General features: G+C 58.6%; 15 protein-coding genes. 8 read left to right on the top strand and 7 right to left on the bottom strand.

From position 1 onward, the window contains the following. Positions 1-38: 38 nt before the first annotated feature. From ABIB90_RS38220 to ABIB90_RS38210, 3 genes are all read right to left on the bottom strand, one after another. Positions 39-284, bottom strand: coding sequence for a helix-turn-helix domain-containing protein (locus tag ABIB90_RS38220; protein WP_354202597.1), 246 nt, complete (start codon positions 282-284; stop codon positions 39-41). Positions 285-374: 90 nt separating this feature from the next. Beyond that, complete coding sequence (locus tag ABIB90_RS38215; protein ID WP_354171711.1) at positions 375-1,238, bottom strand: complex I NDUFA9 subunit family protein; 864 nt, start codon at positions 1,236-1,238, stop codon at positions 375-377. A 33-nt stretch (positions 1,239-1,271) separates the two neighbouring features. Beyond that, positions 1,272-2,168 (bottom strand): DUF2189 domain-containing protein, encoded by an 897-nt coding sequence (locus ABIB90_RS38210; protein ID WP_354202596.1) that lies wholly within the window; start codon positions 2,166-2,168, stop codon positions 1,272-1,274. Positions 2,169-2,699: 531 nt separating this feature from the next. Here ABIB90_RS38210 and coxB point away from each other — a divergent pair. The 6 genes from coxB (at position 2,700) to ABIB90_RS38180 (ending at position 7,561) form a co-directional block, all read left to right on the top strand. Next, entirely contained in the window at positions 2,700-3,533 is an 834-nt protein-coding gene (gene coxB / locus ABIB90_RS38205) for a cytochrome c oxidase subunit II (protein ID WP_354202595.1), read from the top strand. A 74-nt stretch (positions 3,534-3,607) separates the two neighbouring features. Beyond that, positions 3,608-5,383 (top strand): cytochrome c oxidase subunit I, encoded by a 1,776-nt coding sequence (ctaD, locus tag ABIB90_RS38200; RefSeq protein WP_354202594.1) that lies wholly within the window; start codon positions 3,608-3,610, stop codon positions 5,381-5,383. After that, entirely contained in the window at positions 5,380-6,084 is a 705-nt protein-coding gene (locus ABIB90_RS38195; protein WP_354171703.1) for a cytochrome c oxidase subunit 3, read from the top strand. The genes ctaD and ABIB90_RS38195 overlap by 4 nt, the downstream gene beginning before the upstream one ends. Before the next feature lie 15 nt (positions 6,085-6,099). After that, a complete protein-coding gene (locus ABIB90_RS38190) occupies positions 6,100-6,822 on the top strand; it encodes a heme-copper oxidase subunit III family protein (protein ID WP_354202593.1) in 723 nt (240 codons plus the stop codon). Between the two features lie 9 nt (positions 6,823-6,831). After that, positions 6,832-7,233: a cytochrome C oxidase subunit IV family protein gene (locus ABIB90_RS38185; protein WP_354171701.1), complete on the top strand. Its 402-nt coding sequence runs from the start codon at positions 6,832-6,834 to the stop codon at positions 7,231-7,233. A gap of 34 nt (positions 7,234-7,267) precedes the next feature. Then, positions 7,268-7,561, top strand: a complete 294-nt coding sequence (locus ABIB90_RS38180; protein ID WP_219684590.1) for a GYD domain-containing protein — start codon at positions 7,268-7,270, stop codon at positions 7,559-7,561. 106 nt (positions 7,562-7,667) lie between these two features. Here the strand turns inward: ABIB90_RS38180 and gspG are convergent, their stop codons facing one another. Both gspG and ABIB90_RS38170 read right to left on the bottom strand, forming a co-directional pair. After that, the gene (gspG, locus tag ABIB90_RS38175) at positions 7,668-8,141 is read right to left on the bottom strand and encodes a type II secretion system major pseudopilin GspG (RefSeq protein ID WP_354171698.1); all 474 of its coding nucleotides are present in this window, start codon (positions 8,139-8,141) and stop codon (positions 7,668-7,670) included. Positions 8,142-8,277: 136 nt separating this feature from the next. After that, entirely contained in the window at positions 8,278-8,583 is a 306-nt protein-coding gene (locus ABIB90_RS38170; RefSeq protein WP_354202591.1) for a hypothetical protein, read from the bottom strand. A gap of 247 nt (positions 8,584-8,830) precedes the next feature. On the opposite strand from ABIB90_RS38170, the gene ABIB90_RS38165 reads away from it, so the two are divergent. Then, complete coding sequence (locus tag ABIB90_RS38165) at positions 8,831-12,181, top strand: AAA family ATPase (RefSeq protein ID WP_354202589.1); 3,351 nt, start codon at positions 8,831-8,833, stop codon at positions 12,179-12,181. Positions 12,182-12,298: 117 nt separating this feature from the next. Here the strand turns inward: ABIB90_RS38165 and ABIB90_RS38160 are convergent, their stop codons facing one another. Then, positions 12,299-13,573 (bottom strand): patatin-like phospholipase family protein, encoded by a 1,275-nt coding sequence (locus tag ABIB90_RS38160; protein WP_354171692.1) that lies wholly within the window; start codon positions 13,571-13,573, stop codon positions 12,299-12,301. A 2,638-nt stretch (positions 13,574-16,211) separates the two neighbouring features. On the opposite strand from ABIB90_RS38160, the gene ABIB90_RS38155 reads away from it, so the two are divergent. Next, the gene (locus ABIB90_RS38155) at positions 16,212-16,433 is read left to right on the top strand and encodes a hypothetical protein (RefSeq protein WP_354202600.1); all 222 of its coding nucleotides are present in this window, start codon (positions 16,212-16,214) and stop codon (positions 16,431-16,433) included. A 143-nt stretch (positions 16,434-16,576) separates the two neighbouring features. On the opposite strand, the gene ABIB90_RS41740 is transcribed toward ABIB90_RS38155, so the two are convergent. Then, positions 16,577-16,732: a hypothetical protein gene (locus ABIB90_RS41740; protein ID WP_007601702.1), complete on the bottom strand. Its 156-nt coding sequence runs from the start codon at positions 16,730-16,732 to the stop codon at positions 16,577-16,579. Positions 16,733-17,328: the final 596 nt, after the last annotated feature.

Raw genomic sequence — 17,328 nt, 5'->3', positions numbered from 1 at the left:
ATGACGAACGCGATGCAGCGCTTGGGCTCTGCTCGAAATCATGTTGTGATTTCAATCGCATAAGAGTTCGCAGTTTTGTTCTGGGTGGCGCGCCATTTTCCCAAACACGTGCCCGTCTCATGTTTCCCATCACCGAAGTCGACCGCCTCCGCGACGCGTTCGACCGGTTCTGCAGTCGTCTCTATGTGGCCTCGCGCCAGATCGGCGCGGAGGCGTTCAACCATGCGCGCGGGTGTGGCGCCGGTCCGCGCCCGGAATGCGCGGTTGAACTGGCGCCGGCTCATGGTCCAACAGCCCAGCTGCCGCGAGCGCGAATGCGCCCGTGCAGACGCTCGCCACGCGCCGTTAAAGCTGGATTAGCTGGGACGCTTCTCTCATCTTCGGTTCGATAGCATCCCCTGAAGGATTTCCTCGATCGAATGTGGCGAGATGCCAAGCTCGGCAAATCCAGACATCTCCGGTGATGACACCGAGTCGATCCGCATCAGCTCCACTTGGTTACGCGTAAGGGGCAGGCCAGGAAGTATCTCGGAGGCCCAGGCCAGCGCGTGCCAAACGGCAAACGGGATTGGAATCAGGCGTGGCGAGAGGCCAGCCTGTTGCGCGATCGCTCTGAGCAGTTGCTCGTAGGAATAGCGGTTCGGGCCGCCGAACTCAAAGACCGTCGGGTGGGGCTCGGCTCGCTCGATGATTCGGACAACCGCCTCCGCAACATCTTCGACATGGGCCGGTTGCAATCTGGTGCGGCCACGGCCGAACATCGGATAGATCGGAAGCCGACGAAGGAGCTTGAGGACGGTGCCGAGAAATGCGTCATCCGGTCCGAACATCACAGCCGGGCGGACGATAAACGCATCGGCGAATTCCGCGCGGACCGCCCGTTCACCTTCACCGCGCTTTCTGATGTAGAGGGATGGCGAGGCGGCGTCGGCCCCGATCCCCGAAACGTGAACAAGCCGTTCGACTCCCGCCCGGCGGGCCTGGGCTGCTACAAGTTGGGCCGCCTCGACGTGAACAGAGTGAAATGTCTCCCCTCCGCGCTCGCGATAAAGGCTGACCGCGTTCACGGCGCCGTAGGCGCCGACCAACGCATTCGCGACGGATCGCTCGTCATGAATGTTGGCCGCTACGGATTGAAGTTGCACGTCCGGATGCCGTGACGCGATCCGGACGGGAAATTTATGACTGCACAGATGGCGAGCGATGCGGCTGCCGAGAAAGCCGGTTCCGCCGAACACAGTGATGGTGCGACCGTTCGTTGCTGCCTCCGGCTAGCGTTCGCGGCTCCACGGGAAGAGTGAGGCCGGGAAATCCGCCGCATAGCGGTGACCAATCGGCGGGCGCGGCTGTTCTTCCGGCGGGTTCGGGTCAGGCTCGATGACCTTCCGATAAAGATGCCAGGTGGCATGACCGAGCACCGGCAGAACGACGGCGAGACCGACGAAGAACGGTAGCGAACCGATCGCCAGCAGTGTCGCAACAACCAGACCCCATACCGCCATCTCAATTGGATTTTCCCTCACGGCCCGCAGCGACGTCCGGATTGCGTCGATCGCAGTCGCATGCCGGTCGAGCATCAGCGGAAACGACACGACACTGACGCACAGGGCCACGACGGCGAACAGGAAGCCGACGCCACAGCCGACGATGATAAGCGACCATCCTTCCGGCGTCGTCAAAACACGCGTTGCGAAGTCAGGGATGCTTGCAGCCGGGGCGTGGCCAAAGGTTGCAACGTAGATCGCGTTCGCGGCGCCGATCCACACCCCGAACAGAACCAGCAGGAGGATGCCGAGTTCGAGCATGGCGCCGAAAGACGGTGCGCGCAGCACCTGCATGGCATCCCAAGCCGCTGCTTCCTCTCCGCGCTCGCGGCGGCGGCTGAGCTCGTACAGGCCGAGCGCGGCAAAGGGACCGATCAGCGTAAAGCCCGCAGCCAGCGGAAACAGCAGCGGCAGCACCGAATAGCCGATGACAAGTCTAAATAGGACAATTCCGAGGACGGGATAAATCACGCAAAGGACGATGGCGTGAGTTGGGATGGCGTTGAAGTCTTCCCAGCCCAGTCGCAACGCGTTGCCCAAATCGGAAAGGCTGATCTTGCGTACGACAAACGGGGTGGAGACGCCAAACACTTGCAGTCTGGGTCTTGCGAATACGGTGGTCATGGCGCCGGTCTCCTTGCTTCTGATCGCAGGGGAAATGGCGCGCCTTCAAGTCGCGCACATTCGCCTCATGCGCGAAAATCGCGATTGAGCCCGGCAAACCAGATTCAACGAGAAGGAGCTTTGCCGGACGACACCTGTCGCGACCGGTGCACCCAGCTTAGCGCGATGGGTGGAAGAAACAAGACAGCGCTTGCGGCTGGGTGAATTGTGCATCTGCACAGTTCGTTTTGTTGCGTTGCGTCACCAAGCGATCGCTGCCGGCCTCTACCGCCGGCTTGAAATGATGCCGGAGACGCTCGCGGTGCGACACACTCCACTATTGACGCCCGGCTCGACGCGTACCATGTTGAATCCAACGCCCCCAGCTCCGTTGAGACTTGTGCGGTCGTAACGTGCACTCGGCGTCGCGACCGGTTGAATGGGCGAGGCAAGAGGCATGACGGCGGCGGATGTGATTCCGCCATCGCAGCAGACGTGAGCTCCGCCCTCTGGTTCGTATCCGCAGCCTTTAGCGGCAAGGATGCATGAGGGATGGCTGTAGCAATCATACTGCTGTTGGTCGCAATCGCCTCGGTGCTGTTTCACATTTTCAGCCCGTGGTGGTGGACCCCGCTCGCCTCAAACTGGCGCTACATCGACGACACGATCACCCTGACATTCTGGATAACCGGGGCGGTTTTCTTCGCGGTCGTCGCGTTCATGGCCTATTGCGTCTTCCGCTTTCGACACACGGAGGGAAGGCGCGCAGCCTACAATCCTGAAAACAAGAAGCTCGAATGGTGGCTCAGCGTCGGTACTGCAATTGGCGTCGCAGCCATGCTGGCACCCGGCCTGGTCGTCTGGCACCAGTTCGTCACAGTGCCGGCCAATGCGACCGAGGTCGAGGTCATGGGACAGCAATGGCAATGGAGCTATCGGCTTCCCGGAAAGGACGGCCGGCTCGGGACTTCCGATGCCCGCAATGTCAGTGCCGAAAATCCCATGGGGTTGAATCCCGACGATCCCGCCGGCCAAGACGATGTCGTCATTCAAAATGACGACTTGCACCTGCCGCTCGGGAAACCGGTGAAGGTGTTGCTCCGCTCGATTGACGTCCTGCATGATTTCTATGTGCCCGAGTTTCGGGCGAAGATGGATATGATACCGGGCTCGGTCACATATTACTGGTTCACGCCCACGCGCACCGGAACATTCGAGGTTCTCTGCGCGGAACTCTGCGGTGCCGCGCACGCGCAGATGCGGAGCAAGGTCGTCGTAGAGGAAGAGAAAGACTATCACGCGTGGCTGGACAAGCAGCGGACGTTCGCCGAGCTTTCCGGGCAGCGGGATGTCGCGAAAACGGCTTACACGAGAGAGAGCAAATGAAAACATCGGCGAGGAGCGCCGCATAGCAGAGGGCGAACTCTTCGTTGAAGAGAGAGACCAAGGAGGGGATTCCGATGGTCGATGTCCCGTTTGACACAGTCGCAGGCGTCCCGCCCGCCGAAGTGGGCGAGGTCGAGCTCTATCATCCGAGAAGCTGGTGGACGAGGTACGTCTTTTCGCAGGACGCCAAGGTCATCGCCATCCAGTACTCGATCACGGCGATGTCCATTGGGATGGTTGCGCTGGTGCTGTCATGGCTGATGCGGCTGCAACTCGGATTCCCCGGCACGTTTTCGTTCATCGATCCGAACCAATATCTCCAGTTTATCACCATGCACGGCATGATCATGGTGATCTATCTGCTCACCGCGCTGTTCCTTGGCGGCTTCGGCAACTACCTTATCCCGCTGATGGTCGGCGCCCGGGACATGGTGTTCCCCTATGTGAACATGCTGAGCTACTGGGTCTACCTGCTCGCGGTCGTGGTGCTGGCCTCGACCTTTTTCGTACCCGGCGGGCCCACCGGCGCCGGCTGGACGCTGTACCCGCCGCAGGCGATTCTCTCCGGTACTCCCGGGCAGGATTGGGGCATCGTTCTCATGCTGGCCTCCCTGATCCTGTTCATCATCGGCTTCACCATGGGCGGGCTGAATTACGTGGTGACCGTGCTGCAGGCGCGCACTCGCGGCATGACGTTGATGCGTTTACCCTTGACGGTGTGGGGCATCTTCACGGCCACCGTCATGGCGCTGCTGGCCTTCCCGGCGCTGTTCGTCGCTTCGGTGATGTTGCTGCTCGACCGCCTGCTGGGAACCAGCTTCTTCATGCCGACGCTAGTCGAGATGGGCACGCTGACGAAATACGGGGGTGGCAGCCCGATCCTGTTCCAGCATCTGTTCTGGTTCTTCGGTCATCCCGAGGTCTACATCGTCGCCTTGCCGGCCTTCGGCATCATTTCCGATCTGATCAGCGTCCATGCCCGGAAGAACATCTTCGGCTATCGCATGATGGTCTGGGCGATCGTCGCGATCGGCGCCCTCAGCTTCGTCGTGTGGGCGCACCACATGTATGTGAGCGGCATGCACCCGTATTTCGGGTTCTTCTTCGCCACCACGACGCTCATCATCGCCATCCCGACTGCGATCAAGGTTTACAATTGGGTGCTGACCCTTTGGCGCGGCGACATTCATCTCACCATCCCGATGCTGTTCGCGCTGGCGTTCATCATCACCTTCGTAAACGGCGGCCTCACTGGCCTGTTTCTCGGCAACGTGGTCGTAGACGTTCCGTTGTCCGACACGATGTTCGTTGTCGCTCATTTTCACATGGTGATGGGTATTGCGCCGATCATGGCGGTGTTCGGCGGAATCTATCATTGGTACCCGAAAGTCACCGGACGAATGCTCAATGAGGCGCTTGGACGATTCCACTTCTGGGTCTCGTTCCTCGGCGCCTATGCGATTTTCTTCCCCATGCACTATCTGGGCCTTTTGGGTATGCCCCGCCGCTATCACGACATCGGCGAAACGGCATTCGTTCCGGCATCCGCCCATGACCTCAATGCGTTCATGAGCGTCGCGGCCCTGATCGTCGGCTTCGCCCAGCTCGTGTTCCTGTTCAATCTGATCTGGAGCCTGTTCAAAGGAAAAGAGGCCGGCGGCAATCCCTGGGGCGCCGCGTCGCTGGAATGGCAAACGCCAGAGACCCCGCCGGGGCATGGCAACTGGGGCAAGGAGCTCCCGATCGTCCATCGCTGGGCCTACGATTACAGCGTCCCCGGCGCCGCCTTGGATTTCGTGCCGCAAAATGAACCGCCGGCAGGATTGTCGGCGCAAGGGCCCCACACATGAGCGCCATCATCCTGTTCATGGCTGGAATAGCCGCAATTGCGGGATGGTGGCTCTCGCAACAGCGGCTGGCAGCCAAGCCATGGCTGGAGGAAGGCGTGATGGTCGATCTTCGCGAGGAGAGTACCTCGTCCCTGCCGGCGGCGAAGCTCGGATTGGGCGTATTTCTCGCGGTCGTCGGCTCGCTATTCGCACTCTTCATCAGCGCCTACTCGATGCGCATGAACATGGTGGACTGGCGGACGCTGCCGGTGCCAGCGCTGTTGTGGTTCAACACCGGCGTCCTGGTCTTGAGCAGTGTGGCACTGCAATGGGCGTATATGGCCGCGCGCCGCGACGACATCGACGGCATAAGCATCGGCCTGTGCGCGGGTGGAGCGTCCGCCATTACATTCCTTGTCGGGCAACTGCTGGCGTGGCGCCAGCTGAGTGGCGCCGGATACTTCCTGGCGTCCAATCCAGCCAATTCGTTCTTCTACCTGATCACCGCTGTGCACGGGCTGCATCTGATGGGCGGTCTGGTGGCGCTCGGTAGAACGACTGCCAAGGTATTGCGTGGCGCCGAGGCGAGCCAAATTCGTCTGAGCGTGGAACTCTGCACTATCTACTGGCACTTCCTGCTGTTGGTCTGGCTGGTCCTGGTCGGCCTGCTGACAGGTTGGACAGACAATTTCGTCGACATCTGTCGCCAGTTGCTGAACTAGGGAGGCAAGGACCAGATGGCAGAAACGGCGCTGATAAACAACGTAGAACCGCCGGCGCGGCCTGCAGGTTGGCGAGGCATCGCCGCCGATTGGTCCTCGGATCAGCGCGCCTTCAAGAACGTTTCCTGGGGGAAGGCCATGATGTGGATCTTCCTCCTCAGCGACACCTTCATCTTCAGTTGTTTCCTGTTGTCGTACATGACGGCGCGAATGTCCACGACCGTGCCGTGGCCCAATCCCAGCGAGGTCTTCGCCCTCACGATCGCGGAAAAGAAAATCCCGCTCATCCTGATTGCGATCATGACCTTCATCCTGATCAGCAGCAGTGGGACGATGGCGATGGCCGTCAACTTCGGTTATCGCCGCGACCGCGTGAAGACGGCGGCCTTGATGTTGGCCACAGCAGCATTCGGCGCAACGTTCGTCGGAATGCAAGCCTTTGAATGGACCAAGCTGATCGTGGAAGGCGTCCGGCCCTGGGGCAATCCCTGGGGTGCGGCGCAGTTTGGTTCGAGCTTCTTCATGATCACCGGCTTCCACGGCACCCATGTGACGATCGGCGTGATTTTCCTGATCGCCATTGCGCGAAAGGTTTTACGGGGAGACTTCGATGTCGAGAGGCGCGGTTTCTTTACGAGCAGAAAAGGGCATTACGAGATCGTCGAGATCACCGGCCTCTACTGGCACTTCGTCGATCTCGTGTGGGTGTTCATCTTTGCACTTTTTTATCTCTGGTGAGGTCGCAGCATGACAAACGTCGCGGTACATCTGGAAGCAAAGCAACACGCGCTGCAAGCTCACATGGATGACGCATCTGCATCAGGAGCCACGCACACAAAGGGCCAGCAGCATCCGATCAAGCTTTACCTCGTGGTCTGGGGATGGTTGTTCGTTCTCAGCACCTGCTCCTATCTCGTCGACTATTTTGGCCTCCACGGCCATCTGCGATGGTCGCTGATCCTGCTGTTCATGGTGTTGAAGGCTGGCCTGATCGTTGCGGTCTTCATGCACATGGCCTGGGAGCGGCTGGCTTTGGCCTACGCGATCCTGCTGCCGCCGGTGCTGGTGCTGGTCTTCGTGACGATCATGGTGTTCGAATCCGACTACACGCATCTGCTCCGGGTCTTGTTTTTCGCCCCAACGGCGTAGCTACCATTACTTTCGTGCCAGAAGGAGGACGGCAATGACCACCTATGTCATGCTTGCAAATTGGACCGAGCAAGGCATCCAGAAGGCGAAGGACTCGCCACGCCGTCTGGACGCTGCGAAGAAGGCTCTCAAGGATATGAGCGGCGAGATCAAATCCTTCTTCCTGACCATGGGTGACTATGACATGGTCGTGATCCTGGAAGCCCCGGACGATGCTGTCGCGGCGCGTTTCAGCCTGCAGCTGGGGATGCAGGGAAACGTTCGGACGCGCACGTTGAAGGCGTTTCCCGAAGCCGCCTATCGGGAAATCATCAACTCGCTCGGCTAGTCGGCTCGGGGACTATCCCGGCCGGATGAAGTTCGCAAGGACGCGTAACGCGGACGATGTCGTCCTGGACGCAGAGGACGCGCTCGCGGCCACGGTGCGGCGCTCACTATTTCTGCCAGTTAGCGATATCGGCTGCCTGCTCGGTGCCTCCTTCGCGACCGTCGGCTCCAAAGGACGCCAGGTCGTAGGCTAGCCCATGCGTCCCCGGAGATGCATACTCATATGGTTTGCCCCAAGGATCGTTCGGAACCACGCTGCCTTTCAAGTAAGGCCCGTTCCAGCGTTCGACGTTGTTTGGCTTCTGCACGAGCACGGCCAATCCAACACCCGTCGCCGGATATGAGCCATTGTCGAGATAGTACAGGTCGAGCGCCTGCGCAAAGCCCTCGATCTGAATCCTGGCCGCTTTGGTTTTCGATTCCGACAGATGGTTGAGCACACGCGGGCCCACCAGACCCACGACGAGACCTATGATGGTAATCACGACGAGCATTTCGACGAGCGTGAAGCCGTCCTGCTCCAACAAAACACGCTGGAGGGAGCGGTTCGACCGATTAAAACTAAGCTGATGCTGGCGCATTGCTCAACCTGGACTTGCTCTTCCTCTCGTATCGTCAAAACATCAAACGACCAAGATGGCGGGCTATCAGGGTGCGAGGTCGGGAGTTAAGCTGCCCTCCGGTAAGAGAACAGCGCCTCCACAGTAGTGGGTCATCTCAAGCCTTGGCGTCCTTGATCTCATCGTGGTGAGACAGGCTCGAGACGTGGTTCGGAAACCGTGGGCACAACGAGAAGGATACGTATTGACCGGTCCTTCGATTGACGGCCGGGTATCGCAAATCCCAGATCAAACTCTTGAAGGTGCGGACGGCTAAAGCGGGGCTGATGCAATCGTTCCTCACGGCGAACAGATGAGCCGCCGCAAGCACTGCCTTATTTTTGGCAAGCATCGCATTTCGGGGAACGACGACGCTCGCCATTGATCCCGGGGCGTCATCGATTTCGATGGCCAGTGCCTTCAAATGCCTGCATCTCCGGCGCTACGGCTTCCGGTTCTGGCGGCTCAGACGTGGAAGAGCGGAAGGTGATCGGCATCAAGGCGAACGCCACCATAGACCTTCAGACCGTGCTTGACCGCGCCGAGCCTTAGCCAGGAGGAGTGCCGGTTTGCGTTGCGGGAAGATCCGGGCTTCATGCCTTCGTCTCAGATGTGCCTACGCTTACGTTCTTGACGTGCTATGCTAATTATAAACAGCCAATAGGTGTGCCATGTCCGGTATTGCAGAATGGCTATCATCGATCGGTTTGGGAGAGTACGCTCAGCGCTTTGGCGAGAACGCCATTGACCTATCAGTTGTTGGGGATCTCACCGAGCAGGACCTGAAGGACCTCGGTGTCCTGCTCGGCCATCGCCGCAAGATGTTGCGTGCTATCACGGAGCTCAAGGGCGACATTGCGCGCACGCCTCAAGCGGGCGGCAAGGCGGTGCGGGACGGAGCCGAGCGGCGTCAACTCACGGTTATGTTTTGTGATCTGGTCGGCTCGTCGGCGCTCTCGGCCCGTCTTGATCCCGAAGATTTGCGAGGGGTTATTGGCGCCTACCACAGCTGCATTGCGGAGGTGATCGCTCGGAATGAGGGTATTATCGCGCGATACATGGGCGACGGAGTGCTCGCCTATTTCGGTTATCCACATGCCCACGAGGATGATGCCGAGCAAGCGGCGCGCGCCGGGCTGGCGCTGGTCGATGCCGTGGCCAACCTCCAGACATTCCCGTCCACGCAACTTCGGGTCCGCGTCGGGATTGCTACCGGGATGGTGGTCGTAGGCGATTTGACGGGAGAAGGCGCGGCGAAAGAGCAGGCGGTTATTGGCGAAACACCAAATTTAGCTGCGCGCTTGCAGACGCTCGCCGATTCGGGCGCCGTCCTGATCTGCGAGAGTACTCACCGGCTAACCGAAGGACATTTTGAATTCCGGAATCTTGGCCCCGTCATCCTGAAAGGTTGGGCGGAGCCAACACAAGCATGGCAGGTGCTGGGCACTACCGGCATCGACAGCCGCTTCGAGGCCCAGCACAAAACTCAGTTGACGCAGCCAATTGGACGTGAGGAGGAGATCGAGTTGCTGTTGCGTCGCTGGCAGCGCGCCATGAGCGGCGAGGGTTGCGCAGTAATGCTTACCGGAGAGGCGGGCATCGGTAAATCGCATATCGCCTTGGCGCTCGACGAGCGGCTGCAAGGAGAGGAGCACATCACGGTGCGCCAATTCTGCTCGGCGCATCATACTAATAGTGCGTTGTACCCGTTTATCCGGCAACTCGAACGAGCCGGCCGGTTCGAGCGGAGTGATTCGCCGACGGCTAAATTCGCCAAGCTTGAGGTCCTGCTCGGTCGATCCGGAGCTGACGCAGATCGCGTAGTGCCTCTGGCCAATCTCTTGTCCTTGCCACTCGGTGAGCGTTACCGGCTGCAGGAGCTGAGCCCGCAAAAGAGCAAAGAAATGACATTAGCGGCGCTATTGGCTCAGCTGAAAAGCCTGGCAGCACTGCAACCAGTGTTCGTCATTGTTGAGGATGTCCATTGGGCGGACCCGACTTCTCTCGAGCTCCTGACGATGACCTTGGAACAAGTACCACGGCTTCGGGTGCTGCTGCTCATCACCGCGAGACCGGAATTCACGCCGCCCTGGCCTGGTCATGCGCATGTTACGACGCTCTCTTTGACGCGACTTAACCGTCGCAACGGAGCGGCGCTGATCGAGCGGGTCACCGCCGGCAAGGCGCTCCCGAAGGAGGTCTTGGATCAGATACTCGCCCGTACTGATGGCGTACCACTCTTCGTAGAGGAACTGACCAAGACCGTGCTCGAAACCGGGTTCTTGCAAGAGCGGGACGATCATTACACCCTAAGCCGCCCTCTGCCAGCGATGGCGATTCCGACCACGTTACAGGCATCGCTGATGGCCAGACTCGATCGATTGGCCCCGATAAGGGAGGTAGCTCAGGTCGGCGCCGTGGTGGGTCGCGAGTTTTCGTACGAACTGCTGAGCACGGTGGCCGGGTTGCCAAGAGAGAGACTGGAGGAGGCTCTTGCCCAGTTGGTCCGATCGGAGTTGATCTTCTGCCGCGGCGAGTTACCGCAGGCGGTGTATACCTTCAAGCATGCACTTGTGCGGGACGCTGCCTATTCAGGGCTCCTGAGGAGCCGACGCGCAGCGCTGCATGCCACGATCGCGGAGGCCTTCGAGCAACGGTTCCCGGAAATTGTGGATGCTCAGCCCGAAACGCTCGCGCACCATCTCACTGAGGCCGGACTGTTCGAAAAAGCGGAGGCATACTGGCTGCAAGCCGGCAAGAAGGCAGCCATGCGCTCCGCCAATCTTGAGGCTATTGCGCACTTGCAACGAGGGATCGAGGCCACGAGCCATCGGCCCGATGACGCACGAAATGACAGGCTTGAACTTGACCTCCAGTTCGCTCTGGGGCCTTGCCTGATCGCTACCCAAGGGCCAGCCTCCAACAATGCGATGGCTACCTTTGCTCGCGCGCGAGAGCTATGCGAGCGCCTGCGAGATCCTCCCGAGCAACTTCAGGTCATGTTCTGGCTAACCACTGCGAGCGTCATTCGCGGTGAACTGCCGCTGGCCCAGGAAACGATCGCCGCTTTACTTCATCTCTCCCAAACGCGCGGCGATCGGCCAGCCTTGCTCAATGCGATGCGCGGGCAGGCGATGATCCGCCTGTTCATGGGACAGATCACCGGAGCCCAGGAAGCGATCGAACGGGCTTTCGAAGCCTTCGAGGCGAGCAGCGAGGAGGATAGACGGGCAGCGCGTGTGGCCGGCCAGGATGCCGGCGTGGCCGACCTTGCGCTGATGTCGTGGCCACTCTGGCTGCTTGGCCGCGATGATACGGCCACCATGCGAATGAACGCTGCAATTCAGCGCGCCGATGCCATTAGCCATCCGCATTCGCAAGCATACGCATTTTATTATGCGTGCATTCTCCAAGCTCTCCGCGGCGAGTTCCTGATAGCGCAGAGTTATGCCGAGCGCTGTATCGCCCTGTCGGAGGAGCATGGATTCCGCCAGTGGCGTTTGGCCCGCGCCGTTCGCGGCATATGCATGGCATCGCTCGATCGCTCACCCAACGCGCTTGGGGAAATCCGTGCTGCGTTGGACGAGTACCGTCACGCAGGTTATCAGTTGGCCATCACCGCACTCTTGGTACTTTTGTGTCAGCGCCTGTTGATTGATCGCGACTACGAGCCCGCGCTGGAGTTGATCGAGTCGGGCCTCGCTATAAGTACCCGCAACAGCGAACGAATTTTGGAAGCCGAATTGTACCGACTCAAGGCACGGGTGCTAATAGGCCGCGGTGGGCCAGATGCCGAGGCTGTGGCACAGTCACTGCTCGAACAGGCATTGGCGATGGCAAGAGGCCAACGCGCCAAGGCCCTTGAGCTTCGGGCCGCGACAGATCTTGCGGCGCTGTGCATCGATCAGCAAAAACGCGAGCAGGCGCTCGATTTACTTGCCCCGATCTATGAATCCTTTACCGAGGGCTTCGACACGAGAGATATGAAGCAGGCGAAGGCGCTGCTCGACAAGCTGCGGTGACTATCGCAAAACGCCCGGTCGTTGCGTCTGGCCCGGATGATTGGCCTCAAATCATTATTTCGAGGTTGAGGAGTTCCGTTCGGAAGACTTCCGCCTGTCCATATCCTGCTCGAGCCTTTATGCAGCGGCTCGCTTCAGCTCCTTGTGATATTCACACACGCTTTGCCAAGCCGGCCCCTCTGGCTTCTCGTTGATGAAATGCGGCCCGTTGTGCGCAGGGAGCGCCTGATGCCTTCCGAATGCCTCGATCGCCTGCTCTGCAGCGGCCTTTCCCAGCTTGCGTCCATTATCGAGATTGCTGTGATTCCATTTGAAATTGATGTGACCCGGAACGTGAATCTCTATGATCTTGATTTTCTTGCGCCGTACCTCCTCCTGTTTCGACGTTTTGTCACATCGGATGTGGTATTTGAAAAGCTTGACGTCATCCTCGCCAACTGTCGAGGCGAATAATTGGCAAAGATTTGCCAGCGCGTCATGAAGGTTCTCCGGCTTGCGGATTTGCTTTGAATCCACGATCCGGCTCACCCATATCTCTTCCACGTCTGGGTGCTCCTCCAGCATGCTTTCGAAGTTGACAGTATCGACAAGCGCCCCTTCGCAGTAGGTCACTCCGCCAATCTCTACGGTACCTTCGACGAAGGGAAGAGCCGAACACGCACACAAGGTGCTTGCGTCGATAGGGCCCTCAAACATAAACTTTTCGCTCGCCCTTTTCATAGGACGATTGGAAAATAATGCGAGCTTCTGCTGATCAAGGTTCCAAGCGTTATGGAAAATTGCTGGTTTTCCAGGCTTTTTCAGCTGTTCGAAATCTATGCCCTTCATGAACTCGCTATCCGGATAGTTGATCCTTGACAGGCCGTTGACGTCGGAAAGGTACATTAAGGAGGTCAAATAACGGATGAAGGGATTGGTTGCCATCGCTTGATTGAGAATCCATCTATTGAAATCCCCTTCATCCAATCTTGTGAACTTCTTTTTTCTGTCTCTGTCAGGCAGCTGATTGAACAAAATCTCCATCGAATCCTGGAAGACGTCCATCATCCGGTATGGATCCCATAGGAAGTCCTTATAGTTGTCGGAATCGCCGACGAAGTTGTTCAGCGCCTTTATGTTGCTGCGCCAATCCGGACCGAAGACTGTGTTTATGGGAAAGCGCTTGTAGCTTTCGTCGTCCCGAAAGACGCCATTCCTGAAGAATTGGTGAGTCTTTTCGACTTTGTCTTCATGATCGTCCCATTGGTTGTAGACGATCCCGACCCATGCGCCGATGCAGGACAGTGCCCAGACGTCGAACGTTATGTTGTGTGCGGCGAGAGCTTCCAGAACCCCGATGTGCAGCCCTGCCGCCGGTCCACCACCGCCGAGCGTTATTGCTCTCTTCGCCATCGCATCCTCCGTTGAGTCTTGTGTGGTTATGCTCCGATCGAATTTCACTGCCGCGGAAGACTAGTAGTTTTCATGCCCATTGAAAAGCGTTCGGACTCTCCGTTGGCCGGACTTTGGCAGAACGATGCGCGGGAGCCGCGGTGGTTGATCCGAGACCCCGAGCGACGCGAGTTAGACGTCGCGGCAGGCGATCGCCAAGCTCTCGCAGATAGAAGCGAACGCTTTCGTTGTGTCGGTGTCCTCGAAACAGAATTGGGTGCCGGCGTCCGCACGTTCTACCCACCAGTCGATCTTCCTTCCTTTTGATATCCGGGACGCCTCTGAGCGGAGCTGATCCAACTGTCGTCCATAGGCCCGAACTATTACGCAATTTGGCTTAGTCATTAATCAATGTCCTTTCCGCAAAAAAACCGCATAAGCGCTGATCGCGCGACCTTATGAAGATGCGCTCCGATCAAGAGCCTAGCGTCGAGACTGTTCATCTACCTCGCGCGCGGCCAAGGTAAGCTCTATTTCGGTGAGCTGTTCCAATAAACGATGCACGATGTCGACGCAGTCTGATGACGGTATGGATCTCACGCCTCGTGCGTTAAGCTCCGCTTCGAGGAGCTTCGCCAGTACAAATTTGACACCCATTGGATTCCTAAAATGCGGGCCGGATGAAAACCCAATACTGCACCCTTTGGGAAAAAGTTGCAATTGGAGGTAGATCACAGAGCCGCGATTCAATGCCCTGTCCAAGCCTGCGAAGGCGCATCGCATCTAGGAGGATTCGCAGATCCGGCCTGAGCGAGAGGCCCTGCGGTTCACGCCATCGGCGCGGCTATCCGCTGGTGGATCGAGACCGGTGCGGAGCGATTGGCCTCCTCACGTCATTGGTTTGCCGACAGGCCACCAATCGTCAGTGCTTCCTTCGCTCCATGTCTCTGAGGAGCGCGTGGAGAAAGTCGCTTGCATGGTCATATTTTGCGGTGCCATCTACGATCTGCTGGGCGCGCGTGCCAAGAGTGGTGCCAACGAGTTCGGGACCGAGCAGTTCAAGCGCGGTCTGCCCATAGCTGAAGCAAATTAGCGGGAATGTCTTTCATAGATCCAAACAGGTTCAGTAAGCGATGTTCGCCATCGTGGTTGTGGTCTTGATGCGCCTTCGCTGCATAAAAAGCAAAAAGCCACGAAAAGCTTCACGGAAAACGATACGTTTGCCATCGCAATGTCCCCCAATAAAAATCGAGCCATCTAATTCACGAAATTTGGAGTTCTCGTGGAAAGCTACTGGTATTTAGTCGCTCGGCTTTGAAGAATCGGTCAGCAAAACTGTCTTGATTAATGCAGCCGCCGTGACAGCCAGGCGCCATCGCCGCGGGCTCTCTTCCTATAATGCTTTAATGTCTCTGCCGTACCGCCGCACCACCAGTGACAACCTGATTAAGGAGGGCTGTCAAAGAGCCCTGAGGGACCCGAGAGAGCTGAGGCTGAAGACTACCTGGACCGTTCTGTGGTCTGCAAACACGCTCAGTCCCCCTTCTAAATAGGTATGAGCGTCGCCCTGCGTGCGCCTGCAAGCATCCGGAGTTTATTCCGATCTACTGCTTGAGTGAGCACAGGTGGTCACGAGCAGCATGGTCCGGGTGCATTGCCAATCGGTTCCCAACATCGGTTCATAGACTCCACGAGGAGTACCGATGGCCATAGTAGTACCAGCCGCCATCAAGACAACGACGGTCAGCGCGAGCATTCGATAGGTTGTCAGTTTCCACTTCATTGCGCTTCCCTCCAGTGGAAGCGCACACGCTACGCTCGGTGATACTTGCCGCTTGTGAACTAGCTCACACAATGCGCATCACAGCCGTGTGCAGGAGGCGCGCCAGCGTGAACTGACGGGCCTCTGATCGTGTCGGCAATCAGATTCAGTTCATCGGCTGCCCCTTTGCACAACAATCACGGTTCGCCGAAGACGACGTCACTGACCTTCATCTTGATCGGCAAAAGTGGGTCTCCTCAGAAAGCGGAGCGGCGGACGTCATCGCCGGCGCTGCGGTACGGGGACATGGTGGTTATCGCGACGGGCAAGCCGCGGCGCTGCCGCCGGTTCCCTCATCGATGAGGTTGCGTCAGGTGAGATCTGGCAGAGCGCCGTTCACTGAGATGGTGTTGTTCGTCATCTGTGTTGGTTTCCGCTAATATCGGTTGCGGACGATGTGGTGGCGAGTTTTTCGTAACAGCAGTCTCCACGGGTCACGTGAAGGCGATGCCGACTCCCGGTCCAACAGAGCTACAGGTCGGTCACGTTATACCGAGACATAGGTCCGCCATGACGTCGTCCAAGCGGCGTTTGAGGGCTCTCGGCATTCGCTGCTCCGGCCAGGCTGCTCACCGGTTGGATGACGCGCCGCGTATGACATCGTTCCGGCAACGCGGACTTTCCCGGTCGAGGCAGCCCAACTGACCCGTTTTCGAAGGCGCAAAGCGGAGGGAACGATAACGCGACAATATCTTTGACTCGGTGGACCACCGCCCGCCGTTTGAGAACGGCGCCTGTAGTGGATAACCAAGGGCTCAAAGGCCCGCTGCTCAAAAGCATGCGCTCGCGCGGATAGCCAAAGGCGGTGGTCCCGTTCCGAGCGGTGAAAGAACCAGCTTGAAAAAACCGGCAAAAACGCGCGAAGAACTCGAAGCGGCGATCAAGCTGGAGATGGAAGACATCTGCGAGTTGCCCACGGATATCACCATCTCGGTCGTCCCCTGTCAGGATACTTGGAAGGTCGCGATCATAACGGACGGACAGCGGGACGCGGGGCGGTCCGAGATGATCGAAACGATCGCAGACCGGCTGCGCACCGAATTCGACTTGAAAAGCTGAACAATCGGCTCTACCGCCCAGGTCATCCGGCACGTCGCCAAAATTGCTGATCACGGTTGCGTCTCCGAAGTTGCGCGTCGCCAGATCTCCGCTGCGGCTGAAGGCCAACCGCGCCGACAATGCCGAGCTTCCGCGAAAGCGCCTCAGCTTTCATAGGCGGCGTTCGGGTTGACGTATTCGACCGCCTCGCCGGCGGCAATGCCGTCGTCGGCGGCCACGAAGTGCAGGGCGACGTAGTAGGTGACCTCGGACACCCGATCGCGATTGCTTTCCACCACGAAAATTTTGTATCGCACCATGCCAGTCCGACCCAAAGGGACCGCTACCGTAATCCGATGGCGGTCTGACGTCGCGCAAAAGCGAAAGGGAGTGCAGTCGTGCGGAACCGTTGTACGTGCGGTTGAGCTCCAGGAGGAGTTGTTCTTGAGAGCTGCGGCAGGTTTGCACCTCGCGCGGACCGGGTCGTTCCCCTAGTCCGCCCCTAGCCGATCTGTAGAGCGCCGCAGAAAAAGCTGGATGTGGACCTCGAACGGACGATCAGCGGAAGCGTCTGACGCCGCGGTCCAACTTAAGAGGAATTTGCTACCGAATTGACGGCTTGGGCAAGGACGGCAGGATCTGCATACGTCACCATATGTCCAGCATTCGAAACCAGATGAAGCAGGGAGCGATGCAGCGCCTGATGTAGATTTCGCGCCGGTGTGGGTTCTATCACGTGGTCCTCTGTTCCGTGGAATATGCGTATTGGCAGCCGATGCGTGAATAGCAAGCTTGGAATTGCACTGCAGTTGGAACGAGGAGTGCACTTTCCTCCGCAGCCGCTCTCAGTTGTTTGGGCATGAGCGTTAGAGAAGCTGGAAATTCATTCTTAGACGTTTGCGGGACAGAACGGGGC

Source organism: Bradyrhizobium sp. JR4.1 (genome assembly GCF_040548605.1).
Classification (GTDB): Bacteria; Pseudomonadota; Alphaproteobacteria; order Rhizobiales; family Xanthobacteraceae; genus Bradyrhizobium; species Bradyrhizobium canariense.
This window is presented reverse-complemented; position numbering and strand designations above follow the sequence as displayed.